Source organism: Zoogloea ramigera, from assembly GCF_006539865.1.
GTDB classification, from domain to species: Bacteria; Pseudomonadota; Gammaproteobacteria; order Burkholderiales; family Rhodocyclaceae; genus Zoogloea; species Zoogloea ramigera.
The window spans coordinates 39,149-63,627 of record NZ_BJNV01000022.1; the positions used below are offsets into that span (position 1 = coordinate 39,149).

25 protein-coding genes and 1 pseudogene are annotated in these 24,479 nt (G+C 68.6%); 7 read left to right on the forward strand and 19 right to left on the reverse strand.

What is annotated here, in order from left to right; genetic code table 11:
* Positions 1-74 precede the first annotated feature (74 nt).
* Complete coding sequence (locus ZRA01_RS08180) at positions 75-2,138, forward strand: transglycosylase domain-containing protein (RefSeq protein ID WP_141351127.1); 2,064 nt, start codon at positions 75-77, stop codon at positions 2,136-2,138.
* On the opposite strand, the gene ZRA01_RS08185 is transcribed toward ZRA01_RS08180, so the two are convergent.
* Positions 2,106-2,303 (reverse strand): DUF2905 family protein, encoded by a 198-nt coding sequence (locus tag ZRA01_RS08185; protein WP_141351129.1) that lies wholly within the window; start codon positions 2,301-2,303, stop codon positions 2,106-2,108. The genes ZRA01_RS08180 and ZRA01_RS08185 overlap by 33 nt on opposite strands.
* A 171-nt stretch (positions 2,304-2,474) precedes the next feature.
* Between ZRA01_RS08185 and ZRA01_RS08190 the strand changes: the two genes are divergently transcribed.
* Positions 2,475-3,278: an alpha/beta hydrolase gene (locus ZRA01_RS08190; protein ID WP_141351131.1), complete on the forward strand. Its 804-nt coding sequence runs from the start codon at positions 2,475-2,477 to the stop codon at positions 3,276-3,278.
* Between the two features lie 199 nt (positions 3,279-3,477).
* The gene (locus ZRA01_RS08195; protein WP_141351133.1) at positions 3,478-3,696 is read left to right on the forward strand and encodes a hypothetical protein; all 219 of its coding nucleotides are present in this window, start codon (positions 3,478-3,480) and stop codon (positions 3,694-3,696) included.
* A gap of 77 nt (positions 3,697-3,773) precedes the next feature.
* On the opposite strand, the gene ZRA01_RS08200 is transcribed toward ZRA01_RS08195, so the two are convergent.
* Positions 3,774-4,934, reverse strand: a complete 1,161-nt coding sequence (locus tag ZRA01_RS08200; RefSeq protein WP_141351134.1) for a class I SAM-dependent methyltransferase — start codon at positions 4,932-4,934, stop codon at positions 3,774-3,776.
* A gap of 519 nt (positions 4,935-5,453) precedes the next feature.
* On the opposite strand from ZRA01_RS08200, the gene ZRA01_RS08205 reads away from it, so the two are divergent.
* The 3 genes from ZRA01_RS08205 (at position 5,454) to ZRA01_RS08215 (ending at position 8,187) form a co-directional block, all read left to right on the forward strand.
* The gene (locus ZRA01_RS08205; protein ID WP_141351136.1) at positions 5,454-6,203 is read left to right on the forward strand and encodes a pteridine reductase; all 750 of its coding nucleotides are present in this window, start codon (positions 5,454-5,456) and stop codon (positions 6,201-6,203) included.
* 69 nt (positions 6,204-6,272) lie between these two features.
* Positions 6,273-7,205: a tRNA 2-thiocytidine(32) synthetase TtcA gene (ttcA, locus tag ZRA01_RS08210; protein ID WP_141351138.1), complete on the forward strand. Its 933-nt coding sequence runs from the start codon at positions 6,273-6,275 to the stop codon at positions 7,203-7,205.
* Positions 7,206-7,293: 88 nt separating this feature from the next.
* Positions 7,294-8,187: an FHA domain-containing protein gene (locus tag ZRA01_RS08215; protein ID WP_141351140.1), complete on the forward strand. Its 894-nt coding sequence runs from the start codon at positions 7,294-7,296 to the stop codon at positions 8,185-8,187.
* Positions 8,188-8,262: 75 nt separating this feature from the next.
* Here the strand turns inward: ZRA01_RS08215 and ZRA01_RS08220 are convergent, their stop codons facing one another.
* The 17 genes and pseudogenes from ZRA01_RS08220 to ZRA01_RS21240 form a co-directional block, all read right to left on the reverse strand.
* A complete protein-coding gene (locus tag ZRA01_RS08220; protein WP_141351142.1) occupies positions 8,263-8,553 on the reverse strand; it encodes a PsiF family protein in 291 nt (96 codons plus the stop codon).
* Positions 8,554-8,647: 94 nt separating this feature from the next.
* Positions 8,648-9,583 carry an HPr(Ser) kinase/phosphatase gene (gene hprK, locus ZRA01_RS08225; protein ID WP_141351143.1) on the reverse strand — a complete coding sequence of 312 codons (936 nt, stop codon included), beginning with the start codon at positions 9,581-9,583 and terminating at the stop codon, positions 8,648-8,650.
* Positions 9,552-10,037: a PTS IIA-like nitrogen regulatory protein PtsN gene (gene ptsN, locus ZRA01_RS08230; RefSeq protein ID WP_141351150.1), complete on the reverse strand. Its 486-nt coding sequence runs from the start codon at positions 10,035-10,037 to the stop codon at positions 9,552-9,554. Before ptsN ends, hprK begins: the two co-directional genes overlap by 32 nt.
* Positions 10,038-10,193: 156 nt before the next feature.
* Positions 10,194-10,517: a ribosome hibernation-promoting factor, HPF/YfiA family gene (gene hpf / locus ZRA01_RS08235; protein WP_141351152.1), complete on the reverse strand. Its 324-nt coding sequence runs from the start codon at positions 10,515-10,517 to the stop codon at positions 10,194-10,196.
* Positions 10,518-10,533: 16 nt separating this feature from the next.
* A pseudogene (locus ZRA01_RS08240) lies at positions 10,534-11,992 on the reverse strand (RNA polymerase factor sigma-54).
* A 14-nt stretch (positions 11,993-12,006) separates the two neighbouring features.
* Positions 12,007-12,729 (reverse strand): LPS export ABC transporter ATP-binding protein, encoded by a 723-nt coding sequence (lptB, locus tag ZRA01_RS08245; RefSeq protein WP_141351153.1) that lies wholly within the window; start codon positions 12,727-12,729, stop codon positions 12,007-12,009.
* On the reverse strand, positions 12,716-13,165 hold the full coding sequence (locus ZRA01_RS08250; RefSeq protein WP_141351155.1) for a regulatory protein RecX: 450 nt from the start codon (positions 13,163-13,165) through the stop codon (positions 12,716-12,718). The genes lptB and ZRA01_RS08250 overlap by 14 nt, the downstream gene beginning before the upstream one ends.
* 28 nt (positions 13,166-13,193) lie before the next feature.
* Entirely contained in the window at positions 13,194-14,228 is a 1,035-nt protein-coding gene (gene recA, locus ZRA01_RS08255) for a recombinase RecA (protein ID WP_141351156.1), read from the reverse strand.
* A 172-nt stretch (positions 14,229-14,400) separates the two neighbouring features.
* Positions 14,401-14,898, reverse strand: a complete 498-nt coding sequence (locus ZRA01_RS08260; protein WP_141351158.1) for a CinA family protein — start codon at positions 14,896-14,898, stop codon at positions 14,401-14,403.
* Complete coding sequence (locus ZRA01_RS08265; RefSeq protein ID WP_141351160.1) at positions 14,898-15,377, reverse strand: phosphatidylglycerophosphatase A family protein; 480 nt, start codon at positions 15,375-15,377, stop codon at positions 14,898-14,900. Before ZRA01_RS08265 ends, ZRA01_RS08260 begins: the two co-directional genes overlap by 1 nt.
* Positions 15,378-15,379: 2 nt before the next feature.
* Positions 15,380-16,342: a thiamine-phosphate kinase gene (gene thiL, locus ZRA01_RS08270; RefSeq protein ID WP_141351162.1), complete on the reverse strand. Its 963-nt coding sequence runs from the start codon at positions 16,340-16,342 to the stop codon at positions 15,380-15,382.
* Positions 16,343-16,353: 11 nt separating this feature from the next.
* Complete coding sequence (nusB, locus tag ZRA01_RS08275; protein WP_141351163.1) at positions 16,354-16,848, reverse strand: transcription antitermination factor NusB; 495 nt, start codon at positions 16,846-16,848, stop codon at positions 16,354-16,356.
* The gene (gene ribH, locus ZRA01_RS08280) at positions 16,845-17,315 is read right to left on the reverse strand and encodes a 6,7-dimethyl-8-ribityllumazine synthase (protein WP_141351165.1); all 471 of its coding nucleotides are present in this window, start codon (positions 17,313-17,315) and stop codon (positions 16,845-16,847) included. Before ribH ends, nusB begins: the two co-directional genes overlap by 4 nt.
* A 34-nt stretch (positions 17,316-17,349) precedes the next feature.
* Positions 17,350-18,450 (reverse strand): bifunctional 3,4-dihydroxy-2-butanone-4-phosphate synthase/GTP cyclohydrolase II, encoded by a 1,101-nt coding sequence (gene ribBA / locus ZRA01_RS08285; protein ID WP_141351166.1) that lies wholly within the window; start codon positions 18,448-18,450, stop codon positions 17,350-17,352.
* Positions 18,447-19,067, reverse strand: a complete 621-nt coding sequence (locus ZRA01_RS08290; protein ID WP_141351168.1) for a riboflavin synthase — start codon at positions 19,065-19,067, stop codon at positions 18,447-18,449. The genes ribBA and ZRA01_RS08290 overlap by 4 nt, the downstream gene beginning before the upstream one ends.
* A gap of 132 nt (positions 19,068-19,199) precedes the next feature.
* The gene (locus tag ZRA01_RS08295; protein ID WP_141351170.1) at positions 19,200-19,634 is read right to left on the reverse strand and encodes a CBS domain-containing protein; all 435 of its coding nucleotides are present in this window, start codon (positions 19,632-19,634) and stop codon (positions 19,200-19,202) included.
* 67 nt (positions 19,635-19,701) lie between these two features.
* Positions 19,702-19,836: a hypothetical protein gene (locus tag ZRA01_RS21240; RefSeq protein ID WP_281279860.1), complete on the reverse strand. Its 135-nt coding sequence runs from the start codon at positions 19,834-19,836 to the stop codon at positions 19,702-19,704.
* 205 nt (positions 19,837-20,041) lie between these two features.
* Between ZRA01_RS21240 and ZRA01_RS08300 the strand changes: the two genes are divergently transcribed.
* Complete coding sequence (locus tag ZRA01_RS08300) at positions 20,042-24,325, forward strand: PAS domain S-box protein (protein ID WP_170182925.1); 4,284 nt, start codon at positions 20,042-20,044, stop codon at positions 24,323-24,325.
* Positions 24,326-24,479: the final 154 nt, after the last annotated feature.

Consider the following 24,479-nt stretch of genomic DNA (forward strand, 5'->3'; position numbering starts at 1 on the left):
CAATTTACTGTCGGCCAGGCGGTACGAATCCCGCGTCATGCCCGTCCTGGGCCGGCATACAATGCCGGCCAGCCATGTCCTCGCCCGGTTCTCCTCCTCTGCTCGCCGCCCGTTTCCGGCGGATCGCCCTCGTCATTTTGATGGGCGTGGCGACGACGACCGTGCAGGCCACCCAGCCCATCCCGGCCTTCGCCGACGTCAAGGCCGCCGCCCGCCCGTCGGTCGCGGTGCTGCTGGCCAGGGACGGCACGCCGCTCACCGAGAGGCGGGTCGACCCCCACGTGCGGCGGCTCGAATGGGTGGCCCTCAACAGCTTCTCGCCGGCCCTCAAGGACGCCTTGCTGGCGGCCGAGGACAAGCGCTTTTTCGAGCATTCGGGCGTCGACTGGCGGGCCTTTGTTGGCTCGCTGTGGCACAACCTGTGGTACGACCGCAAACGCGGTGCCTCGACGCTGTCGATGCAGCTGGCGGGCCTGCTCGACCCGGACCTCGCCCTTGGCCGCGGTGGCCTGCCGCGGCGTTCCCTCGGCCAGAAGTGGGACCAGGCCCTTGCCGCCCAGGCCCTCGAGGCGCGCTGGACCAAGGAGCAGATCCTCGAGGCCTACCTCAACCTGGCGCCCTTCCGGGGCGACCTGCAGGGGGTTCACGCCGCGGCGCGGGCCCTGTTCGGCAAGTCGCCGACCGAGCTCGGGCGGGCCGAGTCGCTGATCCTGGCGGTGCTGCTGCGGGGCCCCAACGCCCGCCCCGAGCACGTCGCCCAGCGGGCCTGCGTGCTGGCCGAGCGCATCAACGCGCCGGCCGCCTGTGCGCCGGCCCAGCGCCTCGCCGCCAACCTCGACCGCCAGCACACCGGCCCGCGCTGGGGGCTGGCGCCCCATGCCGGCCGCCTGCTGCTGCCGGCGCTGCACCCGGGCGAGCGCCTGCAGAGCACCCTGGATGTGGAGCTGCAGCAGAGCCTCACGGCCGCGCTCAAGCGCCTCGGCGTGGCGGAGGCGGCCGGCGTGCTGGTGGACAACGCCAGCGGCGAGGTGCTGGCCTACGTGGGGGCGCCCGACTCGTCTCAGCCCGACCAGGTGCAGCTGCTGCGCAGCGCCGGCAACCTGCTGCTGCCCTTTGCCTACGGCGTGGCGATCGAACGGCGCCAGATCACCGCGGCCACGCCGCTCGAGGACTCCCTCGGCAACCACGCCCCGACCCACCCCGACGACCGCCTGTGGGTCAGCGCCCGCAGCGCGCTGGCCGAGGGGCTGGCGGAGCCGGGCCAGGTGGTGACCCGGCTGGCGGGCGATACGCTGGCCGAGCGGCTGCGCCTGGCCGATATCGAGCTGCCCCGCAGCGGCCCGCCGGACCTCAACCTGCTGCAGCTGGCCGGGCTGTATCGGGCCCTCGCCAGCGGCGGACAGTGGCTCGCACCGCACCTCACGCTGGTGCCGGAGCGGCCCCAGCGCCGCCTGCTGCGGGCCGAGGCCGGCTTCATCGTGGGCGACATTCTGGCCCTGCGCGACGCGGACGGCGCGGCCCAGCCCTTCGTGCTCCGCCAGTACGTGCCCGACGGGCGCGAGACGGTGCTGGCGGCCTTCTCCGAGCGTTACACCCTGGCCCTGTGGACCGCCGGTGGCCGCGGCCTGCCCGTCCAGGCGGCGGGGCTGGGGCAGGACTTCCTGCGCGGGCTGCAGCGCAACCCGGCGCTGCCGCGCCCGCCCGCGCCCGCGGGCGTGGTGTCGGCGCTGGTGGTGTTCGAGCCGACCATCGAGAACGCGCGGCGCGAGTGGTTTATCCGCGGCACCGAGACCGAGCGGGTGGTGGTCGCTGCGCGCAACCCGCCGCGCATCCTGTATCCGGTCGGTGGCGGTATCGTCGATGCGCTGGGGCTGGCCGAAGACCGCGGTTTCCGGGTGCATTTCGAAGCCGCCCGGGCGCCGGCCGGCAGCTGGTGGCGTCTCGACGGCGAGCGCCTGAGCGCCGGAAACGGAAACGGAAACGGAAACAGCGGGCGGCTAGCCTGGCGCCCGGTGGCGGGGCGCCATCTGCTCGAGCTGATGTCGGCGGAGGGCGCGGTGCTCGACAGCGTGAGCTTTGCGGTGCGCGGGCCCGGCGAAGAGGCCTCAAAGCCAGCGGATCAGCAGCCCCACCAGTAACGACAGCAGCAGGGTGCTGGTCAGCGGAATATGGATGTGGCGGCCGAACAGGTCGAAGTGGAGGTCGCCGGGCAGGTGCCCGAAGCGCCAGCGCCGCGGCGACAGGCTGGAGCCCAGCCCGGACACCACGGCCAGGATCACGATTGCCAGCAACCACTTGAGCATCAGGCTTCTCCGCGGGTTTTGAGGGGGCAGGTTCAAACGTTTGTTGTGAAGCCCGGCGCGGATTGTGCTTTCTTCCGCTGCGCGGGTGCTGTAAGTTCTGCGCCACAACAACATGATTCTGCCTGAACAAGCCATGATTTCGACCCCCGCCCGTCTGGCCGGAGCCCGCGCATGAACCGCGCCCGCTTCGGTGATCTTGAAGTTCTTTGTCGCATGCCCGCCGGCGAGGCCCGCCCAACCCCGCTGCTCTTCGTCCACGGCGCCTACACGGCCGCCTGGTGCTGGGATGAGAACTTTCTGCCCTGGTTTGCCGAGCAGGGCTACGCTGCCTACGCCGTGTCCCTGTCGGGCCATGGCGCCAGCCGCGGGCGGGCCTACCTGGACAGCTTCTCGATCGCCGATTACGTGGCTGACGTGGCGGAGGTGGCCGACAAGCTGCCGGCGCCGCCGGTGCTGATCGGCCACTCGATGGGCGGCATGGTGATCCAGAAGTACCTCGAGAAGCACACGGTGCCGGGTGCCGTGCTGATGTCGTCGGTGCCGCCCCAGGGGTTGCTCGGTTCGGCCTTCGGGCTGGCCTTCTCCAAGCCCCATCTGCTGGGCGACCTCAACCGCATCATGGGCGGCGGCCAGCCCCAGATGGAGACCCTGCGCGACGCGATGTTCCACGAGACCATCGAGATCGAGCGCCTGCGCCGCTACTATCACCTGTGCCAGCCCGAATCCCACCGGGCGATCTGGGATATGTCGCTGTTCGACCTGCCGTCCCTGTCACGCACGCCGCGGCCGCCGATGCTGGTGCTGGGGGCCGAGCACGACGTGCTGATCCCGCCCGACCAGGTGCGCATGACCGCCCGCAGCTACGGCGTCAGCGCCAACATCCTGCCCGACCTGGGCCACGGCATGATGATGGAGACCGACTGGCGCATCGCCGCCGACCCCATCCTGTACTGGCTGAAGAGTCAGGGTTTGTAAGGGCGGCCCGAAAACCGGGTATCCCGTGAACTTCGTCATTGCCCCGGGGCCGGGCTTGATCCATCCTTGAAACGTAAGACTGGCGGCTTGGTGGGTGTGTCGAAGTGCCTGCGGCGCCGCTGGATTTCCTTCAACCTTTGGGGGCCCGGGCCGTTAGACTAGCAAAGGGGTGCATCTTCACCCCGGAACGGAGGCCGAAATGGTGATCTGGATGGACATGCAAAGTGGTGAGCGCTTTTACGATGAACCGCAGGAAGCGGTCGGATCGGTCTATGACGACGAAGTCCTGAACGCCAATCTGGTGCCGCCCGAGCTGGCCCTCGGCCTTCAGGAGATCCCGCTCCCGGAGCACGCGGTGCACCCCGTCCCGACAGACGTGGAAGCCTTTTTGAGCGCGGTGTATCGCTTCCAGGAGTGAGCCCGCCCAAGGCGGAGGCTGCATTAAAGCCCGGAGCCCGCCGGCCGCAAGGTCGGCGGGCTCTGTTTTTGTGGCGCCTAGAGGGCGTGCAGGCGGTCGCCGCGCAGAAAGCCGATCAGCGGCTGGGAGATGCCCCGCGCCAGGGCGATCACCTTGAACAGTTCGCCCATTTCGTGGGGGCCGGTGAGGCGCTGCAGGGCCTTGGCGGCGCGGATGTAATCGGTGCTCTCCTCGGGCGCCCTGCGCGCCAGGCAGTCGAGCACGCCGCAGTTGAACAGCAGGTTGGCCTGGTCGGTGTAGCCGAGTACGTCGAGGCCCGCCTCGAAGCCGGCCTCGGCGATGGCGGTGAAGTCGACAAAGGCGGTGATGTCGTTGAGGCCCGGCCACACGAAGGGGTCGCCGTGGGCGTGGTGGCGGAAGTAGCACAGCAGGGTGCCGGTGCTGCGGCTGGGCAGGTAGTACTCGGCCCGCGGGTAGCCGTAGTCCACCAGCAGCATCGCGCCCTGGTCGAGGCGGGCGGCCCATTCGGCCACCCAGGCGCGGCCGGCGAGATTGAGCTCGCTGACGTACTCGCCCTCCTCGGGCAGCGGCAGATCGAGGGCCACCGCGGCCTCGGCCACCTTGCCGGCGGCTGGCTGGTCGGCCCACACGAACCGGCCCTCGTCGCCGAGGGCGACGCCGCGCTCAAAGATGCCTTCGGGGCGCCAGGCGATCAGGTGCACCGGCATCACGTCGAGCACCTCGTTGGCCACCAGCGCGCCCGAGAAACGCTCGGGCAGGCCGTCGAGCCATTGCACGCGGGATGCGAGGTGCGGAACCTTGGCAGCCAGGGTGTCGAACTGGCGCTCGCGCAGCTCGCCCGAGACTTCGAGGATGGCGTAGCTCTCGGGCAGGGCGCCGCGGAGCTCGAGTTCGAGCAGCAGGTCGGCGGCCAGCAGGCCGGTGCCGGCACCCGCCTCGATCACATGGGGCGCCGACAGGCCCATGATCTGCTGTACCTGGCTGGCCAGGGCCTGGCCGAACAGGGGCGTGAGCTCCGGCGCGGTGATGAAGTCGCCGCCGGGGCCGAACTTGTGGGCGCCGCCGCTGTAATAGCCGAGGCCCGGCGTGTAGAGCGCCTCGGCCATGTAGGTGGCGAAGGAGATCCAGCCCCCCTGCGCTTCGATCAGGCTGCGCAGGCGGTCGACGAGCTGTCCGCTCTGGGCAAGGGCTTCGGGGGAGGGCTGGGGCAGCTTCATGGTTCGCACCGGCTGGTTAAAATGGGCATTTTACCCCTCTGGCGCCCACCTCCCGGCGGGGTTTGCCGGAGGGATGCTGATGTATTATCAGGGGATGCCGGTTGACCGCTTTCGCAAGTTCGGGTGCCGCATGAGCACTCACTATCGCGCCCTCGCCAGGCTTGCACCTCGAGGGGCGGGGGGCTGCGTGCGCGCCGGCACGCCCGGGGAGGTGTCCCTGCCGTCCGGTCGTGCCGTCGCAGGCCTGCCGCGGTATGGCAACAGGGCGCCGCGCTGCCCCAGGTCCTGCCGTCGCCTCGTGGGGCCTCAGGGGCGCCGTATGGCGGTGTTCGGGCCCGTGTTGCCCGTCGACCTGGCCGCCCGCAGCCGCGCGCGATCAGGCGCGTCCGGCGGCAGTTCCCAGAATTATCAAGGGTTTTCCGGTGGGGCCTGGCACCGCGGGCTGCGGCCGCGAAACCTGGGCCGATGTGCGTCCAGCACCGTATGATTACGCCTCCCTCAAAAATACCCCTGCGAGTCATGAACCAAGAACCGTCGGCCCCCGTGGTCCTCGTCACCGGCGGCGCCCGGCGCGTCGGGGCCGAGATCGTTCGTCAGCTGCATCTGGCGGGGGCGCGGGTGGCACTGCACTGCCGTCACTCGGTAGCTGAGGCCGAGCAGCTGGCAGAAGCCCTGAATCGGCAGCGGCCGGGCTCAGTGCGGGTTTTTCAGGCCGACCTGCTTGATTCGGCGAGCCTGCCGGGGCTCGTCGCGGAGGTAATTGCCCATTTCGGGAAACTCGACGGTGTGGTCAATAACGCCTCGAGTTTCTTCCCCACGGCCCTCGGCGATATCGACGAGGCGGCCTGGACCGATCTGGTCGGCTCCAACCTGAAGGCGCCCCTGTTTCTCGTGCAGGCCGCCGCGCCAGCCCTAAAGGTGGCCCGGGGGGCGGTCGTCAACATCATCGACATCCATGCCGAACGGCCCCTCGCGGGCTATCCCCTGTATTGCGCGGCAAAGGCCGGTTTGCTTGGATTGACGCGGGCTCTGGCGCTGGAGCTGGCTCCGGAGGTGCGCGTCAATGGTGTCTCGCCGGGAGCGATCGAGTGGCCGGAAGACGGCCAGTTTTCGCCCGAGGCGCGGCAGGCGATCATCGATCACACCCTGCTCGGCCGCGTCGGCTCGCCGTCTGATATTGCCCGCACGGTGTGCTTTCTGCTCCTTGACGCGCACTACATCACGGGGCAGGTCATCCCGGTCGACGGCGGACGAACGGCGCATTTATAACGTATTTAACATTTATGCTGGTGTAACAGGTTTTTGCATCAGTTTATAATCATTGGATATTTGCACAAGATGGAACAAGTAGTGGCCCCTTCCGCGCCTTCGGCGATCGAACTTCCCGAGACGGAGAGTCGTCTCTCCAACTCATTCCTGCGCCTCCGCAAGCACCTGATGCGCAAGGTGGGGGAGGCCATCGTCGACTACGGCATGATCGAAGAGGGCGACGTGGTGATGGTCTGCGTGTCGGGCGGGAAGGATTCCTTCACGCTGCTGAGCCTGCTCCTGGCCCTGCGCGAGCGGGCGCCGATCGACTTCCGCATCGTCGCGATGAACCTCGACCAGAAGCAGCCGGGCTTCCCCGATCACGTCTTGCCGGCCTACTTCGAGTCCATCGGGGTCGAGTACCGCATCGTCACCGAAAACACCTACAAGATCGTCAAGGACAAGATCCCGGAGGGCAAGACCACCTGCTCCCTGTGCTCGCGCCTGCGCCGCGGCATCATTTACCGCACGGCCAAGGAGGTCGGGGCCACCAAGATCGCCCTCGGTCACCACCGGGACGACATGATCGAGACCTTGTTCCTCAACATGTTCTTCGGCGGCAAGATGAAGGCCATGCCGCCCAAGCTGGTCAGTGACGACCGGCAGAACGTGGTGATCCGGCCGCTGGCGTACTGTTCCGAAAAGGACATCGAGCGCTTCGCCCGGGGCATGGAATACCCGATCATCCCGTGCAACCTCTGCGGCAGCCAGGAAAACGCCCAGCGCAAGCAGATCAAGGCCATGCTGCGCGACTGGGACAGCCGCTTCCCGGGGCGCATCGTGTCGATCGCGACGGCCCTCAAGAACGTGGTGCCCTCGCACCTGGCGGATGGCGAACTGTTTGATTTCCGCAACGTGTCTCGTTCCACCGAGGTGGGCGAGGGCGACATCGTCTTCGATGCGCCCGAGCTGCCGGTCGGCGCGGGCAGCACCGACATCCCGATCGGGATCTGGAGGCCGTGATCGCCATGGCCGGTTCCGTCCCTTTCTTCCAACCCCCACGCTGCGCCGACGCGCGGCGGCCTGTCAGGCTCCGACGGATTCTGTAACGATGAATGAGCGCGCTTCGAACCGCTGTCTGTTGTACGCCGATGTGGCCGGCGGCTTGCGTCTGGCCGTCAAGCTTGGCGAGGCGGAGGCTGGCTATGCGGTCGAGCGCTGCCTGAACCGCATGTCCCGCTGTGCCGAGGCCTACTCGGGCAGCGCGCTCGAGCTGCGTCCAGACTCCCTGGTGGCCAGCTTTGCCGACGCCGATTCGGCGCTGCTGGCGGCGCGTGAGATGCGCGAGCGGGTGCGTGCCCTGCCGCCGATGAGCGGGATCAAGCTGGTGCTGCGCGCCGGTGTGGTCCTCGAGTCGGAAGGTGGCGGTGATCGGGTGGCGGCAGAAAAGCTGGCGGCCAGCCTGGTCGAAGGCAGCAACCCTGACACCATTGCGGTCTCCGACGCGCTGAGTCAGATCCTGTCACCGTCGATGCGCCGGATGCTGGGCAAGACCGACGAGGTGGCCAGCCCGGCGCCGCCCGCGGCCCTGGCACCGCTCACGCCTTCTGCCCCGGCACTGGGCGAGGCGCCGCCACCGCCGCCGAGCCCGGCCGATTCGCGCCAGGACGTGGGCCAGGCCCCAAAGCAGATGCGGGTGAGTTTCCGGGGGCAGAACTGGGTGATCGATGCTGCCCACCCAACCCTCCTGTTCGGGCGTGAGACGGGCAACGACATCGTCGTCTCAGACCCCCGTGTGTCGCGTCAGCATTCCCGTATCGAGCTGCGCAACGGGGCGTTCTATCTGGCCGATTCCAGCACCAACGGCACCTACCTGCTCGAGGAGGGGAGCCCGGAGCGCTGCGTCAAGCGCGACGAACTCGCGCTGGCCGAGAAGGGCCACATCGGCTGCGGCTTCTCGGTGGCTGACAACATGTCGGATGCGGTGGCCTTCGCCCTCGACTGACGGCTCGGGCGCCGTGCTCCCACACAAGAGAAAGGGCCCGTCGGGCCCTTTTGCATGGGATGAGCTGCCGAGGCGTCAGCCCTTGAGGCAGCCGCTCATGAACTTCTTGCGATCGTCGCCCTTCAGCGCCTTTTCGCCGGCTTCCTTGTTGCAGGACTTCATCTTTTCCTGCTGAGTGGAGCCCTTGTTGGCCGGCTTGGCCGACAGGCATTCCTTCATGTGGGCCTTCCGCTCGTCGCCCTTGAGTTCGCCGGCGGAGGCGTTGCATTCCTTCATCTTGTTCTGCTGGGCCCCGGCGGCGAAGGCGGCGGGCGCCAGGCTGGCGGCAAACAGGGAAACGGCGACGCTCAGGATCACTTTCTTCATCTGGCCACTCCTTCTATGGGCGGTTTGGGGGGACTACATCTGGATGATAAACGGTGCGCGGGGCGATGCGTTGACGCGGATGAAACCGCGGGCCTCAGTGCCCGCCTTCTTCCATGGCCCGGCGCTGACGGTCGACGAACTCCTGGGTGGAGTCTATGCCGCGCAGGAGCAGGATGGTGGAGCGCACGGCGGCCTCGAGGAGTACCGCCACGTTGCGACCGGCGGCGACCGGCAGCACCACCCGACGCACCGACACGCCGAGGATGGTCTGCTGTTCGCTGTCGAGGGACAGGCGCAGGGGGTCTTCCTGGCCGGGCTGGCGACGCTGGAGGTGGACCACCAGCTTGAGCTTCATCTTTCGCCGGCAGGCCGTTTCGCCGAAGATCGTGCGGATATTGAGGATGCCGAGGCCGCGCACCTCCATGACGTCCTGCAGGAGCGGCGGGCAGCGGCCTTCGAGCACGGAGGGGGCGATGCGCGAGAATTCGACCACGTCGTCAGCCACCAGGCCGTGGCCGCGGGAGAGGAGTTCGAGGGCGAGTTCGGACTTGCCGGCGCCGGAGTCGCCGGTGATGAACACGCCGAGGCCGAGCACGTCCATCAGCACCCCGTGCAGCGCGGCCCGCTCGGCGAGCTTGCGCGACAGGTAGCTGCGCAGGTGGTCGATGACGTTGGCGGCCGGCAGCGGGCTGGCGAACAGCGCGATGTCGTCGTTGGCGCACAGGGTGCGCACCATGCTTGGGATGTCCTCGTCGTCGGCCACGATGATGGCTGGCGGCCCGTAGGAGAGGATCTCGCGGACGTGGTGGATGACCTTCTCGCGGGTCTGGCGGCGGGCCCAGGAGAGCTCCGACGAGCCGAGGATCTGCAGGCGGTCGGGGTGGATCAGGTTGAGGTGGCCGACCATGTCGGCGGGCCAGATGCGGTCTTCGGAGACCGCGATGCGGGTGTCGAGGCTGCCACAGATGTGGCGCAGCCTCAGGCGTTCGAGGTTGTCGTCAAACAGCCGGGCTACCGTCGTCTGACGCATCGCTTCCCCATCCGGCGAAGAGGCCATGAACCGCGAGGCTGTCGGGGGCGCTCATTAGCTGCTCGCGGAAGGCGCGGTCGCTGAACATCTGGGCCAGCTCGGACAACAGTTGCAGGTGGTGTTCGTTGGCCTGCTCGGGCACCAGCAGCACGAACAGCATGGTCACCGGACGGCCGTCGGGTGCGTCGAAGGGCACGGGCTCGGCGAGGCGGATGAAGGCTCCCAGCGCGTCCTTGAGGCCCTTGATGCGGCCGTGGGGAATCGCGATGCCCTGGCCCAGGCCGGTGGAGCCGAGTTTCTCACGGGCAAACAGGCTGTCGAAGACGGTGCTGCGACCGATCCCGTGATTGTTCTCGAACAGCAGGCCGGCTTGCTCGAAAGCACGCTTCTTGCTGCTCGCCTCGAGGCCGACGACCACATTGGCGGGCGGCAGTAGTTTGGCGATGAGGTTCATGGATGGACTCGCCTGCTCGGTCGATGCCGAAGCTGGTTTCCGGTGAGGAAAGCTGAGTGGAAAACCCGGCGCGGAAGCCGCCGGGGCCGTTGTGTCAGTTGGGGCGCATTATAGCCACAACGGTCCCGGGGAATACGGTATTACGACGGTTGCAGATCAGGATTCGGCAACGTGGTTCTTGAGGGAGTCGTGGCCGTGGTCGGCAGCCTTGGTCTTGTACTTCAGGACCTGGCGGTCGAGCTTGTCGGTGAGGGCGTCGATGGCGGCGTACATGTCGGAATCTTCGCTTTCCACGTGGATGTCCTTGCCGCGCACATGGACGGTGACTTCAGCCTTCTGACGCAGCTTTTCCACCGAGAGGATCACGCCGACGCTGGTGACGTTGTCGAAGTGCCGGATCACGCGGTCGAGCTTGCCGGTGACGTAATCGCGGATGGCCGGAGTGACTTCGACGTGATGCCCCGTGATGTTGAGGTTCATGGTTCTTACCTTTCTGTCAGATGGATTTGCGCAGACTGACCGGCGGGATATCGAGGGACTCGCGGTACTTTGCGATCGTCCGGCGAGCGACAACGATGCCCTGCTGGCCCAACAAGTCGGCAATCTTGGCGTCGGACAAGGGTTTCTTCTTGTCTTCCGCCCCCACGAACTGGCGAATCAGCGCCCGAATCGCTGTCGAGGAGGCGGCTCCACCGGTGTCGGTGGCGACGTGACTGCCGAAAAAATACTTGAATTCGAAAATGCCGCGCGGTGTGGCCATGTACTTTTGGGTGGTCACCCGCGAGACGGTGGATTCGTGTAGATCCAGTTGCTCGGCGATTTCCCGCAGGGTAAGCGGACGCATTGCCACATCGCCATAATCGAAGAACTGGCGCTGGCGGTCAACGATCGCTTGCGATACGCGCTGGATGGTGTCGAAGCGCTGCTGCACGTTCTTGATCAGCCAGCGGGCTTCCTGGAGGTGGCTCGACAGCGAGCCGCTGGCACCCCGGTTGTCGCGCAGGATCTGGGCATACAGGTTGTTGATGCGCAGGCGCGGCATGGCGTCGGGGTTGAGGCTGACGACCCAGCTGTTGCGGACCTTGCGCACGACGACGTCGGGCACCACGTAGCGGGTGTCGGAGGCGGCAAACTGGGCGCCGGGCCGCGGGTTGAGCCCTAGGATCAGAGCGTGGGCTTCGCGCAGGGCGTCGTCACTACAGCGCAGGGCGCGTTTTAGCTTGAGGAAATCCCGGGCGGCCAGGAGCTCGAGGTGATCGGCAACGATGGCCAGGGCCAGATTGCGGATCTCGCCGGCCGGCAGGGTGCGCAGCTGCAGGGCTAGGCACTGGCTGACGTCGGTGGCACCGATGCCGGCCGGGTCGAGGCTCTGGATCTGGCACAGGGCGATCTTGAGGTCGTCGATTTCGACCTCGAGTTCGGGGGGGCAGCAGGGGTAGCAGGTCTTCGAGGGACTGGCTGAGGTAGCCGTCGTCGTCGAGGGCCTCGATCATGAAGCGGCACAGGGCCCGGTCGCGATCGGACAGCGGGGTGAGGGCGATCTGGGCGTCGAGGTGGTCCCGCAGGGCCGGGATGGCGGCCTGAAACTCCTGGAAGTCGGCGTCGTCGTCATCGTCCCGGGGGGCGCTGCCGGTGCCCTGCCACTCGCCCATCTCGCCGTTGGGCTCGAAGTCGCGCTCGGGCTCCCGTTCCCGGTCGGATTCCCGGGCCTGCTCCTGCTCGCGCTCCTGGGCGGCCTCGCTGCCGGCCGGTGCCATCGGGCCGGGTGCCTCGACGCGGCTCGAGCCGAGCTGGTTCTCGGGCTCGTCGCGCTCGATCATGGGATTCTCGAGAAGGACCTTCTCGATTTCCTGATTGAGCTCGATGGTGGACAGCTGGAGCAGCTTGATGGACTGCTGCAGCTGCGGCGTGAGCGCGAGGTGCTGGGAGAGTTTGAGCTGGAGGCTGGGCTTCATGATGCGATGATGCCTCAGAGCCGGAAGTGCTCGCCGAGGTAAACCTGACGGACCTGCTCATTCCGGACGATCTCGTCGGGCCGGCCGCTGGCCAGCACTTCGCCGGCATTGATGATGAAGGCGCGGTCGCAGATGCCGAGGGTCTCGCGGACGTTGTGGTCGGTGATCAGCACGCCGATGCCCTTTTCCTTGAGGAAGCGGATGATCTTCTGGATGTCGATCACGGCGATCGGGTCGACGCCGGCGAAGGGTTCGTCGAGGAGGATCAGGCGCGGGTCGCTGGCCAGGGCGCGGGCGATCTCGCAGCGGCGGCGCTCGCCCCCCGACAGGGAGATCGCGGTGTTGTCGCGCAGGTGCTCGATGCCGAGCTCGCCGAGGAGCGCTTCGAGGCGCTCGGCGATCTGGGCCTTGGTGAGGCTTTGCAGCTCGAGCACCGCCTGGATGTTTTCGGCCACCGTGAGCTTGCGGAAAACGCTCATCTCCTGGGGCAGGTATGAGAGGCCGAGGCGGGCGCGCTGGTGGATGGGCCGATGGGTCAGAACCTGGTCGTCGAGGGTGATCTCGCCGCCGTCGGCGGTCACCAGGCCGACGATCATGTAGAAGCAGGTGGTCTTGCCCGCGCCGTTGGGGCCGAGCAGGCCGACCACCTCGCCGCTGCCGACGTCGAAGGAGACGTCGTGAACGACCGTGCGGGCCTTGTATTTCTTCTGCAGGTTGCTGACTTTAAGCAGGCTCATCGCCGGGGTGTTCTTTCAGGACTCTACGGATTATTTCGGAGGAAAAGCCACGACCTTGAAGAAAACGTGCCTGCCGCGCCCATTCGCGGGCGTCCTGGGGCGCCTCGGCGAATTTGCGCCGGTGGATGTCGCGGGCGCGTTCGAGCTCGCCGCTGCTGCAGTTGTCTTCGAGGCTGGCGGCGATCAGCTCGCCGCTCACGCCGCGTCGGGAGAGCTCCAGCCGGAGCCGCGAGGCGCCGAAGCGCGCCGCCTTGGCGCGCACGTAGGCGTCGGCGAAGCGTGCATCGGAGAGCAGGCCGAGCTCGGTGAGGCGGTCGAGCTCGGCCTTCACCTCATCGGCCTCGCCCAGGCTGCCGAGCTTGCGGGCCAGCTCGGCGCGGGAGTGTTCCCGCTGGGCGAGGCAGCGCAGGGCACGTTCGTGGAGGCTGGCGGCCATGGGGAGTCGTGAAGGTGTTGAACCGGCCTCAGGCCGCCGCTGCCGGCGCGGCCGGGGCGATCACTGCCATCTCGGGCAGGCCCACGGCGACGCGGATCTTGTTCTCGATCTCGCGGGCGATGTGGGGGTTGGACTTGAGGAACTCGCGGGCGTTGTCCTTGCCCTGGCCGATCTTCTCGCCGTTGTAGGCATACCAGGCGCCGGACTTGTCGACGAACTTGTGCTGCACGCCCAGGTCGATGATCTCGCCCTCGCGGGAGGTGCCTTCGCCATAAAGGATGTCGAAGAGGGTCTCGCGGAACGGCGGGGCGACCTTGTTCTTGACGACCTTGACCTTGGTCTCGGAGCCGATCACCTCGTCGTTCTTCTTGATCGTGCCGATGCGCCGGATGTCCATGCGCACCGAGGCGTAGAACTTGAGCGCGTTGCCGCCGGTGGTGGTCTCGGGGCTGCCGAACATCACGCCGATCTTCATGCGGATCTGGTTGATGAAGATAACCAGGGTGTTGGTGCGCTTGATGTTGGCGGTGAGCTTGCGCAGGGCCTGGCTCATGAGGCGGGCCTGCAGGCCGGGCAGCTGGTCGCCCATCTCGCCTTCGATTTCGGCCTTCGGGGTGAGGGCCGCCACCGAGTCGATGACGACCACGTCGACGCCGCCGGAGCGCACCAGCATGTCGGCGATCTCGAGGGCCTGTTCGCCGGTGTCGGGCTGGGAGATCAGCAGCTCGCCGATGTTGACGCCGAGCTTCTGGGCGTAGGTGACGTCCAGCGCGTGTTCGGCGTCGATGAAGGCCGCGGTGCCGCCGAGCTTCTGCATTTCGGCCACGACCTGCAGCGTGAGGGTGGTCTTGCCGGAGGATTCGGGGCCGTAGATTTCAACGACCCGGCCGCGGGGCAGGCCGCCGATGCCGAGGGCGATGTCGAGCCCCAGCGAGCCCGTGGAGACGGTCTGGATGTCGCTTTCGACCTCGCCGTCGCCGAGACGCATGATCGAGCCCTTGCCGAACTGCTTTTCGATCTGGGAGAGCGCAGCCGAGAGGGCCTTGGCCTTGTTGTCGTCCATGGGTCGTGATCCTTCAATAAAGGTTTAGGTGATTATGGCACAGAGTTTGCGTGCGGGTGGACCACAGCATGGTGCCGGTGCAAAGACTCATGGCATGCTGCGATGACTGATATTTTATACAGTCATCGGGCAGAGTCCAGCACAATCGCCAACTACCTGAATCGGCAGGGTTTTACTGGAAGCGGCGGAGGAGTTCGGTGAGGGCGAAGACGACTGCCTGGCGGCGCACGGCGCTGCGGTCGCCGTCGAAGTGGCAGGTGGCGGTCTGCGGGGCTTCGCCGTGGCGGGCCCAGCCGAAGCAGACGGTGCCGACCGGCTTGGCAGGCGAGCCGCCGCCGGGGCCCGCGATGCCGGAGATCGACAGGGCGACTTCGGCCTCGGAGCGCTCGAGACAGCCTTCGGCCATCGCCGCGACGGTGGCTTCGCTGACCGCGCCGTGGCGGGCGAGGGTCATCGGTGACACCCCCAGCAGCGCGAATTTGGCGTCGTTGGAATAGGTGATGAAGCCGCAGTCGAACCAGCCTGAGCTGCCGGCGGTGGCGGTGACGACTTCGGCCACCCAGCCGCCGGTGCACGATTCGGCGGTGGCGAGGCGCCAGCCGCGGGCGGCGAGGTGCTCGCCGACGAGGCGGGAGAGGGCGTCGAGGTGGGGGTCGGTGGAGGTGTCCATCAGCCGGTCAGTCGCATGAGGATGGCCAGCGCCAGCAGGGTGTAGCCGGCGGCCAGGAGGTCGTCGAGCATCACCCCGAAGCCGCCGCGGGTGTGTTCATCCACCCAGCGGATGGGGGCGGGCTTGACGATGTCGAAGAAGCGGAACAGCGCAAAGGCCGTGGCCTGCCAGGCCAGCGTGGACGGGGTGAGCCACAGCACCAGCCAGATCGCGACGATCTCGTCCCACACGATGGCGCCGTGGTCGGCGACGCCGAGGCTGCGCCCGGTGCGCTCGCAGGCGATGATGCCGAACAGGAAGCAGGCCACCAGCAGCGCGCCGAAGAGCGGGTCGGACAACGGCGCCTTGACGAAGGGAAACAGCAGCCAGCCGGCCAGCGTGCCGGCGGTGCCCGGCCCCTTGGGCCACAGGCCGGAGCCGAAGCCGAGGGCGACGAAATGGGCCGGGTCGGCCAGCAGGAAGCGCCGGTTGGGTTGCATGCTCAGCGCCCGAAGTGGTCGTAGCCGCGGGCGGCCAGGGGGCGCAGCTGCCCGTCGTGGCCGCGCAGGCGAAGCCCCTGGTCGGGCGGGGTGATCGCACCGATGCGGTGGAGGGGCACGCCGAGCTGCCCGGCCAGCGCGCCGACTTCGGCGCGGTGGGCGGCGGGGGCGGTGAACAGCAGCTCGTAGTCGTCGCCGCCGGCGGTGCAGGCGCGGAAGGCGAGGGCGGCGTCACCGCAGGCGGCCTGCAGCGGGGCGAGCGGCAGGGCCTCTTCGCTGATCACGGCGCCGACCGCGGATTGTTCGAGGATGTGGCCGAGGTCGCCCAGCAGGCCGTCGGAGACGTCGAGCATTGCGCTGGCGAGGCCGCGCAGGGCGAGGCCGAGGGCGACCCGCGGCTGCGGCCGCTGCAGGGCGGCAAGGCAGTCGGCGCGGTCGGCGCCGGCGAGGGTGGCTTCGCCGCGCAGCTGGGCGAGGCCGAGGGCGGCGCGGCCGGGGGCGCCGGACACCCACAGGTCGTCGCCAGGCCGGGCACCGGCACGGGTGACGGCGCTGCCGACGGGCACTTCGCCGAAGATGGTCGGGCACAGGTTGAGGGGCCCGCGGGTGGTGTCGCCACCGATCACGTCGATGCCGAAGGCTTCGCTGCAGGCGAAGAAGCCCCGCGCGAAGGCGGCGATCCAGGCTTCGTCGGGGGCCGGCAGGCTGGCGGCCAGCACGACCCAGCGGGGCTGGGCGCCCATCGCGGCGAGGTCGGAGACGTTCACCGCTAGGGCTTTCCAGCCGAGGTCTTCGGGGTCGGTGTCGGCAAAGAAATGGGTGCCGGCCACCAGCATGTCGGTGGAGATGGCCAGCTGCATGCCTGCCGAGGGGCGGATCAGCGCCGCGTCGTCGCCCACCGCCAGGTCGGTGTGGCGGGCGGGACGCGTGAAGTGCTTGCGGATCAGCGCGAACTCGGAGGGCATGGCACCGGGGCTCAGGCGGGCGTGTCGCCGCCGCCCTGTTTGGCCGCGCGGGCGGCGCGGCGCTGCTGCTGGTTGGCCTCGAACTCTTCGGGGCGCAGGCGGGCGGCGAGCTTGTCGAGCACGCCGTTCACGAAGCGGTGGCCGTCGGTGCCGCCGTAGCCCTTGGCGAGCTCGATGGCCTCGTTGATGATGACCCGGTAGGGGGTGTCGGGGCGGTGCACCATCTCGAAGGTGCCCATCAGCAGGATGCCGCGCTCGACGGGCGACAGCTCGTTGAGTTGCCGGTCGATGAAGGGGGCGAAGCCCACCTGCAGGTCGGCGGCGTTGCCGATGGTGCCGCGCAAAAGGCCCAGGAAGAGATCCCGGTCACATTTGTCGAAGCCGCCGACCTCGGCCATCTGGCTCTCGATGGAGGTGAGGGCGGACTGGTTGAGCAGCCACTGGTAAACGCCCTGCAGCGCGAATTCGCGGGCGCGGCGGCGGGGGGACTTGGGCGCGGCGCTCATGCCAGTGCCTTCAGCAGGCGGGCCATCTCGACGGCGGCCTGGGCGCAGTCGGCGCCCTTGACCTGCATGCGGGAGAGGGCCTGGTCGTCGTCCTCGGTGGTGAGGATGCCGTTGGCGATGGGTACGCCGGTGTCGAGGGTGACGCGGGTGATGCCGGCGCCCTGCTCGTTGGAGACGAGCTCGAAGTGGTAGGTCTCGCCGCGGATCACCGCGCCGAGGGCCACCAGCGCGTCGAAGCGGCCGCTCTTGGCCATCGCCTGCAGCGTGAGCGGGGCTTCGAGGGCGCCGGGCACGGTGGCGATGGTGATGTCGGCGGCGGCGACGCCAAGGCGCAGCAGCTCGGCGGTGCAGGAGGACAGCAGGCCTTCGCAGACGTCGAGGTTGAAGCGGCACATGACGACGCCGACCTTGAGGCCGCTGCCGTCGAGGTTGGGTGCGATTTCGGGGATGTTGTCGTAGCGGGGCATGGGATTACCTGGAAAAAGAGGGCGGGCGCGAGGCTCAGGCCTCGGCGGCGAGGTGGCCGACGACCGTCAGGCCGAATCCGGCCATGCTGGGGATCTTGCGCGGGTTGGCCATCAGGCGCATCTGGCCGACCTGGAGCTCGCGGAGGATCTGGGCGCCGATGCCGAAGAGGCGCGGGTCCCACTTCTGAGCGGGCTTGGGCGCGCTGGTGTCGGCATTGAGCTGGGCGAGGAGATCCTGGCCGCTCTGGGGGCTGTAGAGCAGCACCATGACGCCGTGGCCGTGTTCGGCGATGCGCGCCAGGGCGGTGTCGACGGGGAAACTGTGGCGGCCGCTGTGGGGGTCGAGGAAGTCGAGCACCGAGACGGGCTCATGGACGCGGACCAGGGTTTCGACCGCCGGGTCGATGCGGCCATGCACCATCGCCAGGTGCACGTCGCCGGACGTCTTATCCTTGAAGGCGCACAGGCGGAAGGGGCCGTGGGGGGTGTCGACGGTTTTCTCGCTGACCTTCTCGACGAGCTTCTCGGTGCGCGCACGGTATTCGATGAGGTCGCGGATGGCGCCGATCTTGAGGCCGTGGGTGGCGGCGAACTCGACGAGCTGGGGCAGCCGCGACATGGTGCCGTCGTCGTTCATGATCTCGCAGATCACCGAGGCGGGCTCGAGCCCGGCGATGCCGGCCAGGTCGCAGCCGGCTTCGGTGTGGCCGGCGCGGATCAGCACGCCGCCCGGCTTGGCCATGATCGGGAAGATGTGGCCGGGCTGCACGATGTCGGTGGCCTTGGCGTGGCGGGCCACGGCGGCCTGCACGGTGCGGGCCCGGTCGGCGGCGGAAATGCCGGTGGTGACGCCCTCGGCGGCCTCGATCGACACCGTGAAGGCAGTCGAGAACTGGCTGCGGTTGTCGCGCGCCATCTGGTTGATGCCGAGCTGGCGGCAACGCTCTTCGGTGAGGGTCAGGCAGATCAGGCCGCGGGCGTGCCTGGCCATGAAGTTGATGGCCTCGGGCGTGATGTGTTCGGCGGCGATGACGATGTCGCCTTCGTTCTCGCGGTCTTCTTCGTCGACCAGGATGACCATTTTGCCGGCCTTGATGTCGGCGATGATGTCCTGGATCGGGGCGAGTGCGCTCATGCGGGGGTTCCTTCGGTGCCGGGGTTTTCGTCGCGCCAGGCCAGCATGCGTTCCATGTAGCGGGCGATCAGGTCGATCTCGAGGTTCACGCTGCTGCCGGCGGCGAGGCGCTTGAGGGTGGTGACCTGGACGGTGTGGGGGATCAGGTTGATCGAGAAATCGCGGCCGTCGACCCGGTTGACGGTGAGGCTGACGCCGTCGATGGTGACCGAGCCCTTTTTGGCGATGTAGCCGGCCAGCGCCGCCGGGGCGCGGATGACGAGCTCGTGGCTCTCGCCGATGGGCTCGAATTTCTGCACGACGCCGATGCCGTCCACGTGGCCGGTGACCAGGTGGCCGCCGAGGCGGTCGGAGAGGCGCAGCGCCTTCTCGAGGTTGACCTCGCCCGGCTCGGCCAGGCCGACGGTGCAGTTGAGGGTCTCGCGGGACACGTCGAAGTCCACGCAATTACCCGCGCGGGCGATCACCGTGAGACACACGCCATTGTTGGCGATGCTGTCGCCGAGCTGGACGTCGGAGAGGTCCAGGCTGCCGACATCGACGGTGAGGCGAACGCCGTCTTCGAGGGGCGACACGTTCTGGATGCGGCCGGTGGCCGCGACGATTCCGGAGAACATGGGATGGGCTCAGGGGAGGTAAAACAGTGATTTTAGGCGATTTCAGCGCCCGGCTGGCGGTTTGTGCTGCGTGACGCGGGGCCGGGAGGCCCCGCGCAGGGCCTCCCGGGGCGGGCTTGCCGTGGCTGAAGCCTAGAGGATCTCGGCGATGTGATCGCGCTCCTTGAGCTCCTTCTCGAACTGGAGGATCTCGAGGCCGAGGGCGTTGCGGGCCGACACCATGCCCACCGGGCGGCCGTCCTCGACCACCGGCACGTGGCGGAAGCCGCCCTCGAACATCAGGTGCAGCGCGTAGCCGAGGGTCTTGTCGGGGGGCGCGGTCTGCAGCTTGTCGGTCATCACCGTGGCGAGCTGGGTCTGGTTGGGGTCGAGGCCGCGGGCGACCACCCGGTTGAGCGCGTCGCGTTCGGTGAACAGGCCGATGAGCCGGCCGCTTTCGTTCACCACCAGGATGGCGCCGACGGACTGGTTGGCCATGGCGACGGCGGCCGCGCGGACGGTGGTGTCGGGGAGGGCGGAAACCAGGGTCTGGCCGGTGACGACCTGGCGCAGGGTTCTCTTGGGCATCGTGGATCTCCTTCGGGGCTCGGGTTGGGGCGTAAGTGGATACGGGCGCTTGCGCGCCCGTATCGGATCAGGTGCTCGGTTTGGGAGCGGCCGGTTTGCTCATGTCCGGCTTCGAGTTTTTGGAGGCGTTCTCGCCGCATGCCTGGGCGCCGGCTGCAAAGCCGAAGGCAAGGGCGATCAGAAGGGCGATCTGGCGTGTCATGGGCATCTCCTGGTGAGCGTCGTTATCCATCATGGAAGCTGTGGGGCGGTTTCGCAAGGCGCTTCGTGCGACGGGTGGCGCACCGGTGAAGGCCCTCGGGGCTTAAGATCCTGCCTGGATCTCCTTTGTTCCGCGCCGCAGTCAGTGGCCTGGCTGTCAGATGACCCATAAAAATCAAAAAAGCTCCCCTCCCGTGCCACCCGGCGTGTCCGACCCCAGCGAGGACGAGGCGGCCGACGCACCCGCCCTGGCGGCGATCCTGGCCCTGATGTCCCGGGCCAGCGGGCTCGATCTCGACTGCTACAAGCAAAGCACCCTGCGCCGCCAGGTTTGGCGGCGCTGCCGGGCCCTGGGCCTCGGCACCCTCGAGGCCTACCTGGCGGTGCTGCAGGCCGACGCCGGCGAGCTCGTCCAGCTGCAGCACGGGCTGCTCGTGTCGGTATCGGCGTTCTTTCGCGACGGCGAGGTGTTCGACGTGCTGCGCCCGGCCCTGAAGGCCCTCGTGGCAGCCCGCGGCCCGGAGGATGCGCTGCGGGTGTGGGTGCCGGCCTGTGCCACCGGCGAGGAAGCCTATTCGATCGCCATGCTGATGGGCGAGGTGCTCGACGAGCAGGGCGGCGGCGTCGAGCTGCGGGTGTTTGCCACCGACGTGGACCGCGACGCCCTCGACTTCGCCCGGGCCGGGCTCTATCCGGCCGCCGCGCTGGCCGGGCTTGGCGAGGCGCGGCTGGCCCGCTGGTTCCGCCCGGAGGCCCACGACCAGTGGCGCGTCAGCAAGGCGCTGCGCGACGTCTGCGTGTTCTCGGTGCACGACCTCACCCGCCACCCCCCGCTGGTGCGGATGGACCTGCTGAGCTGCCGCAACGTGCTCATCTATTTCAAGGCCGCCCAGCAGGCCGAGCTGCTGCGCAGCTTCCACTTCGCCCTCAACCCGGGCGGGCTGTTGCTGCTCGGCAAGTCCGAGTCGGTGAGCCTGGACGGCGGCGGCTTCGATGTGGTCGACCCCGCCGGCCGGCTCTACCGCTGTGCGGCGCGGCCGCTGACCCGGCCCCAGCGGGCCGCGACCAGCCCCATCAGGGCCAGGCCGGCCGCGCCGCGCGTGGTGGCCCAGCCGCGCACCCAGTCGATGGTGGAGCGCTGCCGCGAGATGCTGCTGGAGTCTTACGGGCCGCCGGCGGTGCTGGTCGACGAGGCCTTCGAGCCGCTGCATTTCTTCGGGGCGTCGCGGCGCTACTTCTCGCTGCCGGCCGGCAATGCTGATTTCTCGGTGCTCAAGCTGTGCCTGCCCGAGCTGCGCGGCGAGCTGAAGGCCCTGTGCTACCGCATGCGCCACGAGGCGCTCCCGATGCTGGCGGGCAGCGGCACGGTGCTGCGGTTTGGCGACGAGGTGCTCGAGGTGCGCCCGGTGTTGCGGCGGGTCCAGACCAGCGGGAGCGACCCCCTCAGCGCGATGCTGATCTGCTTCGAGGAGGCGCCGGCCGGCGCGTCGAGGCACCCTCAGGGGGCGACCGAGGCCCTCGCGCCCGTCGAGGCCGCTGGCGAGATCGCCCGCCTGCGCCAGGAGCTCGCCGACACCCGCGAACACCTGCAGGCGGTGATCGAGCAGATGGAGGCCTCCAGCGAGGAATACCAGTCCCTCAATGACGAACTGCAGCTGGCCAGCGAGGAGCTGCAGGCCGCCAACGAGGAGCTGCAGGCTTCCAACGAGGAGCTGTCGTCCCTCAACGCCGAGCTGCGCCGCAAGTCGCAGGAATACGGCCGCCTCAACGCGACCCTCGGCAACATCCAGAACTCCATCCGCACCGGGCTGGTGGTGGTCGAGGGTGACGGCCGGGTGAGCCGCTTCAACGCGCTGGCCGGGCGGGTCTTCGGCCTGTTGCCCGACGACATCGGGCAGTCCCTGTACCGGGTGCCCTGCCACCTCGACCTGCCCGACCTGCGCGAATGGATCACGGCCGTGGTGGCCAACAACGACTCGCGGGTCGAGCACGTGCACCAGCGCGGCCTGCACTACCTGCTGCAGATCGACCCCTACCACGACGAGGACGGCGCCTGCGACGGCGCCGTGCTCAGCTTCACCGACATCACCGACCTGCGCCGCGCCGAGGCCGCCCGCGCCAGCAGCGAGGCGTGCTTCCGCCAGGTGTGGGATTCCAGCGGCGACGGCCTCGCGGTGATCGACGCCGAGGGCCGGCTGCTGCGCGTCAACCCGGCCCTCGAGCACATGTTCGGCTACGGCGCGGGCGAACTCACGGGGGCCCCGGTGGACACCCTGGTGCCCGAGTCCGAGCGGGCCAATCACCGCATCCAGCGCGAGCTCTACCGGGACGAGCCCGAGCTGGCCCAGACCCTCATGGCCCGCCGCACGCTCTACGGCTGCACCAAGGACGGCAGCGAGCTGCCCGTCGAGGTCAGCCTCAGCCACCTCGCCCTCGACGGCGCCGACCACGTGCTGCTGACCGTCTCCGACATCACCGAGCGCAGCCTCTCCGAGGCCCTGCTGCGGGCCGGCGAGCGCCGCCTGCGGCTGGCCCTGGACGCCGCCCGGGCCGGCACCTGGGAGTGGTTCGTCGACAGCGACAACCACTTCTGGTCCGACGAGCTATGGAGCCTCTACGGCCTCTCCGAGGACGACGCCTCCGCCTCCACCGAGACCTGGTGGCAGACCATCCACCCCGACGACCTGAGCCGGGTCCAGGCGGCGGTGACGGACGCCCGCGACCTCGGCCTGCCCTTCGAGACCGAGTGGCGCGTGCCCCAGCCGGACGGCGCGCCGCCGCGCTGGCTGCTGTGCCGAGGGCAGCCGGTGGTGGACAAGCGCGAGCGGGTGATCAGCTACATCGGCATCGTGCTCGACGTGACGGGCCAGCGCGTCGCCGAAGAGAAGCGCCGGGAGGGGGAGGCCCTGCTCGCCACCATCCTAGACAACGTGGGCGCCTGCATCTACATCAAGGACCTCGACTACCGCTACCTCTACGTCAACCGGGCCATGGCCAGCGTGTTCGGGGCGCCCCGCGAGCAGATCTGCGGGCAGCGCGACGAGGCCTTCTGCGACCCCACCACCGTGCGCACCTGGCGCGGCAACGACCGCCGGGTGCTCGAAGGGGGCGAGCGCGTCAAGCTCGAGGAGGAGTCCATCGACCGCGCGAGCGGCGCGCTGCACAGCTACATCTCGATCAAGCTCCCGCTGCGCCGCGAAGACGGCAGCATCTACGCCCTATGCGGCATCTCCACCGACGTCACCGAAGAGAAGCGCACCGAGCGCGAGCTGGCCCGCCACCGCCTCGAACTCGAGAGCCTGGTGGAGGCCCGCACCCGCGAGCTGGCCCTGGCCAAGGACGCCGCCGAGAGCGCCAGCCGCGCCAAGAGCGCCTTCCTGGCCAACATGAGCCACGAGATCCGCACGCCCCTCAACGCCGTCCTCGGCATGGCGCGCATCATGCAGCGCGATGGGGCGAGCCCCCAGCAGGCCGGGCAGCTCGACAAGATCGGCAGCGCCGCCCACCACCTGCTCGGCGTCATCAACGACATCCTCGACCTCTCCAAGATCGAAGCCGACAAGTTCCTGCTCGGACACGACGAGTTCAGCCTTGACGGGGTGGTCGCCAGCGTCGCCGCGATGCTCCACGAGAAGGTGGTCGCCAAGCGCCTGCGCATGGAAGTCGACACCGAAGCGCTGCCCTGCCAGGTGCGCGGCGACGCGACCCGCTTCACCCAGGCCCTGCTCAATCTGGCCAGCAACGCGGTGAAGTTCACCGAGGTCGGCAAGGTCACCCTCAGCCTGCGCGTGATGGAGCGCCGGGGCGGGCGCCTGCGGGTGCGCGCCGAGGTGCGCGACAGCGGCATCGGCGTGCCCGCCGACGTGCTGCCCAAGCTCTTCATGCCCTTCGAGCAGGGCGACGCCTCCAATACCCGCAAGTACGGCGGCACCGGGCTCGGGCTGGCCATCACCCGCCGCCTCGCCGAGCTGATGGGCGGCGAAGCGGGCGCCAGCAGCACCGCCGGGGTCGGCAGCACCTTCTGGTTCACCGCCTGGCTGGACGTCGGCCAGGCCAGCGTGGCCACCGAGCAACCGGTGGCCGAGCCCCGTCGCGCCGAGACCATCCTGCGCCGCGACCACGCTGGCCGGCATGTGCTGCTGGTGGAGGACGAGCCGGTCAACCAGGAGGTGGCGCGGCTGTTCCTGGCCGACGTGGGCCTCGACGTGGCGATCGCCGGCAACGGCAAGGTGGCCGTCGACATGCTGCGGGAGTCACCCTTCGATTTGGTGCTGATGGACATGCAGATGCCCGAGATGGACGGCCTCGAGGCCACCCGCCAGATCCGCCAGCTGCCGGGCCGCCAGCAGGTGCCGATTGTCGCGATGACGGCCAACGCCTTCGCCGAAGACCGCGCCCAGTGCATGGCGGCGGGGATGAACGACTTCCTCTCGAAACCGGTCGAGCCGGAAAAGCTGTTCGAGACGGTGCTGAGGTGGCTGGAGCGCTGACGGGGCGTGGGGCGGGTTGGGGCAGCGTAACCGGACTCGACAGGAGATGTTGTGTGGGGGGCGTAGGTCGGGTTAGCGCAGCGTAACCCGACGTTCCAGCGGTAATTCCAGCATGCCATGCCTGGTCATGGGGTGTCGGGTTACGCCCTGCGGG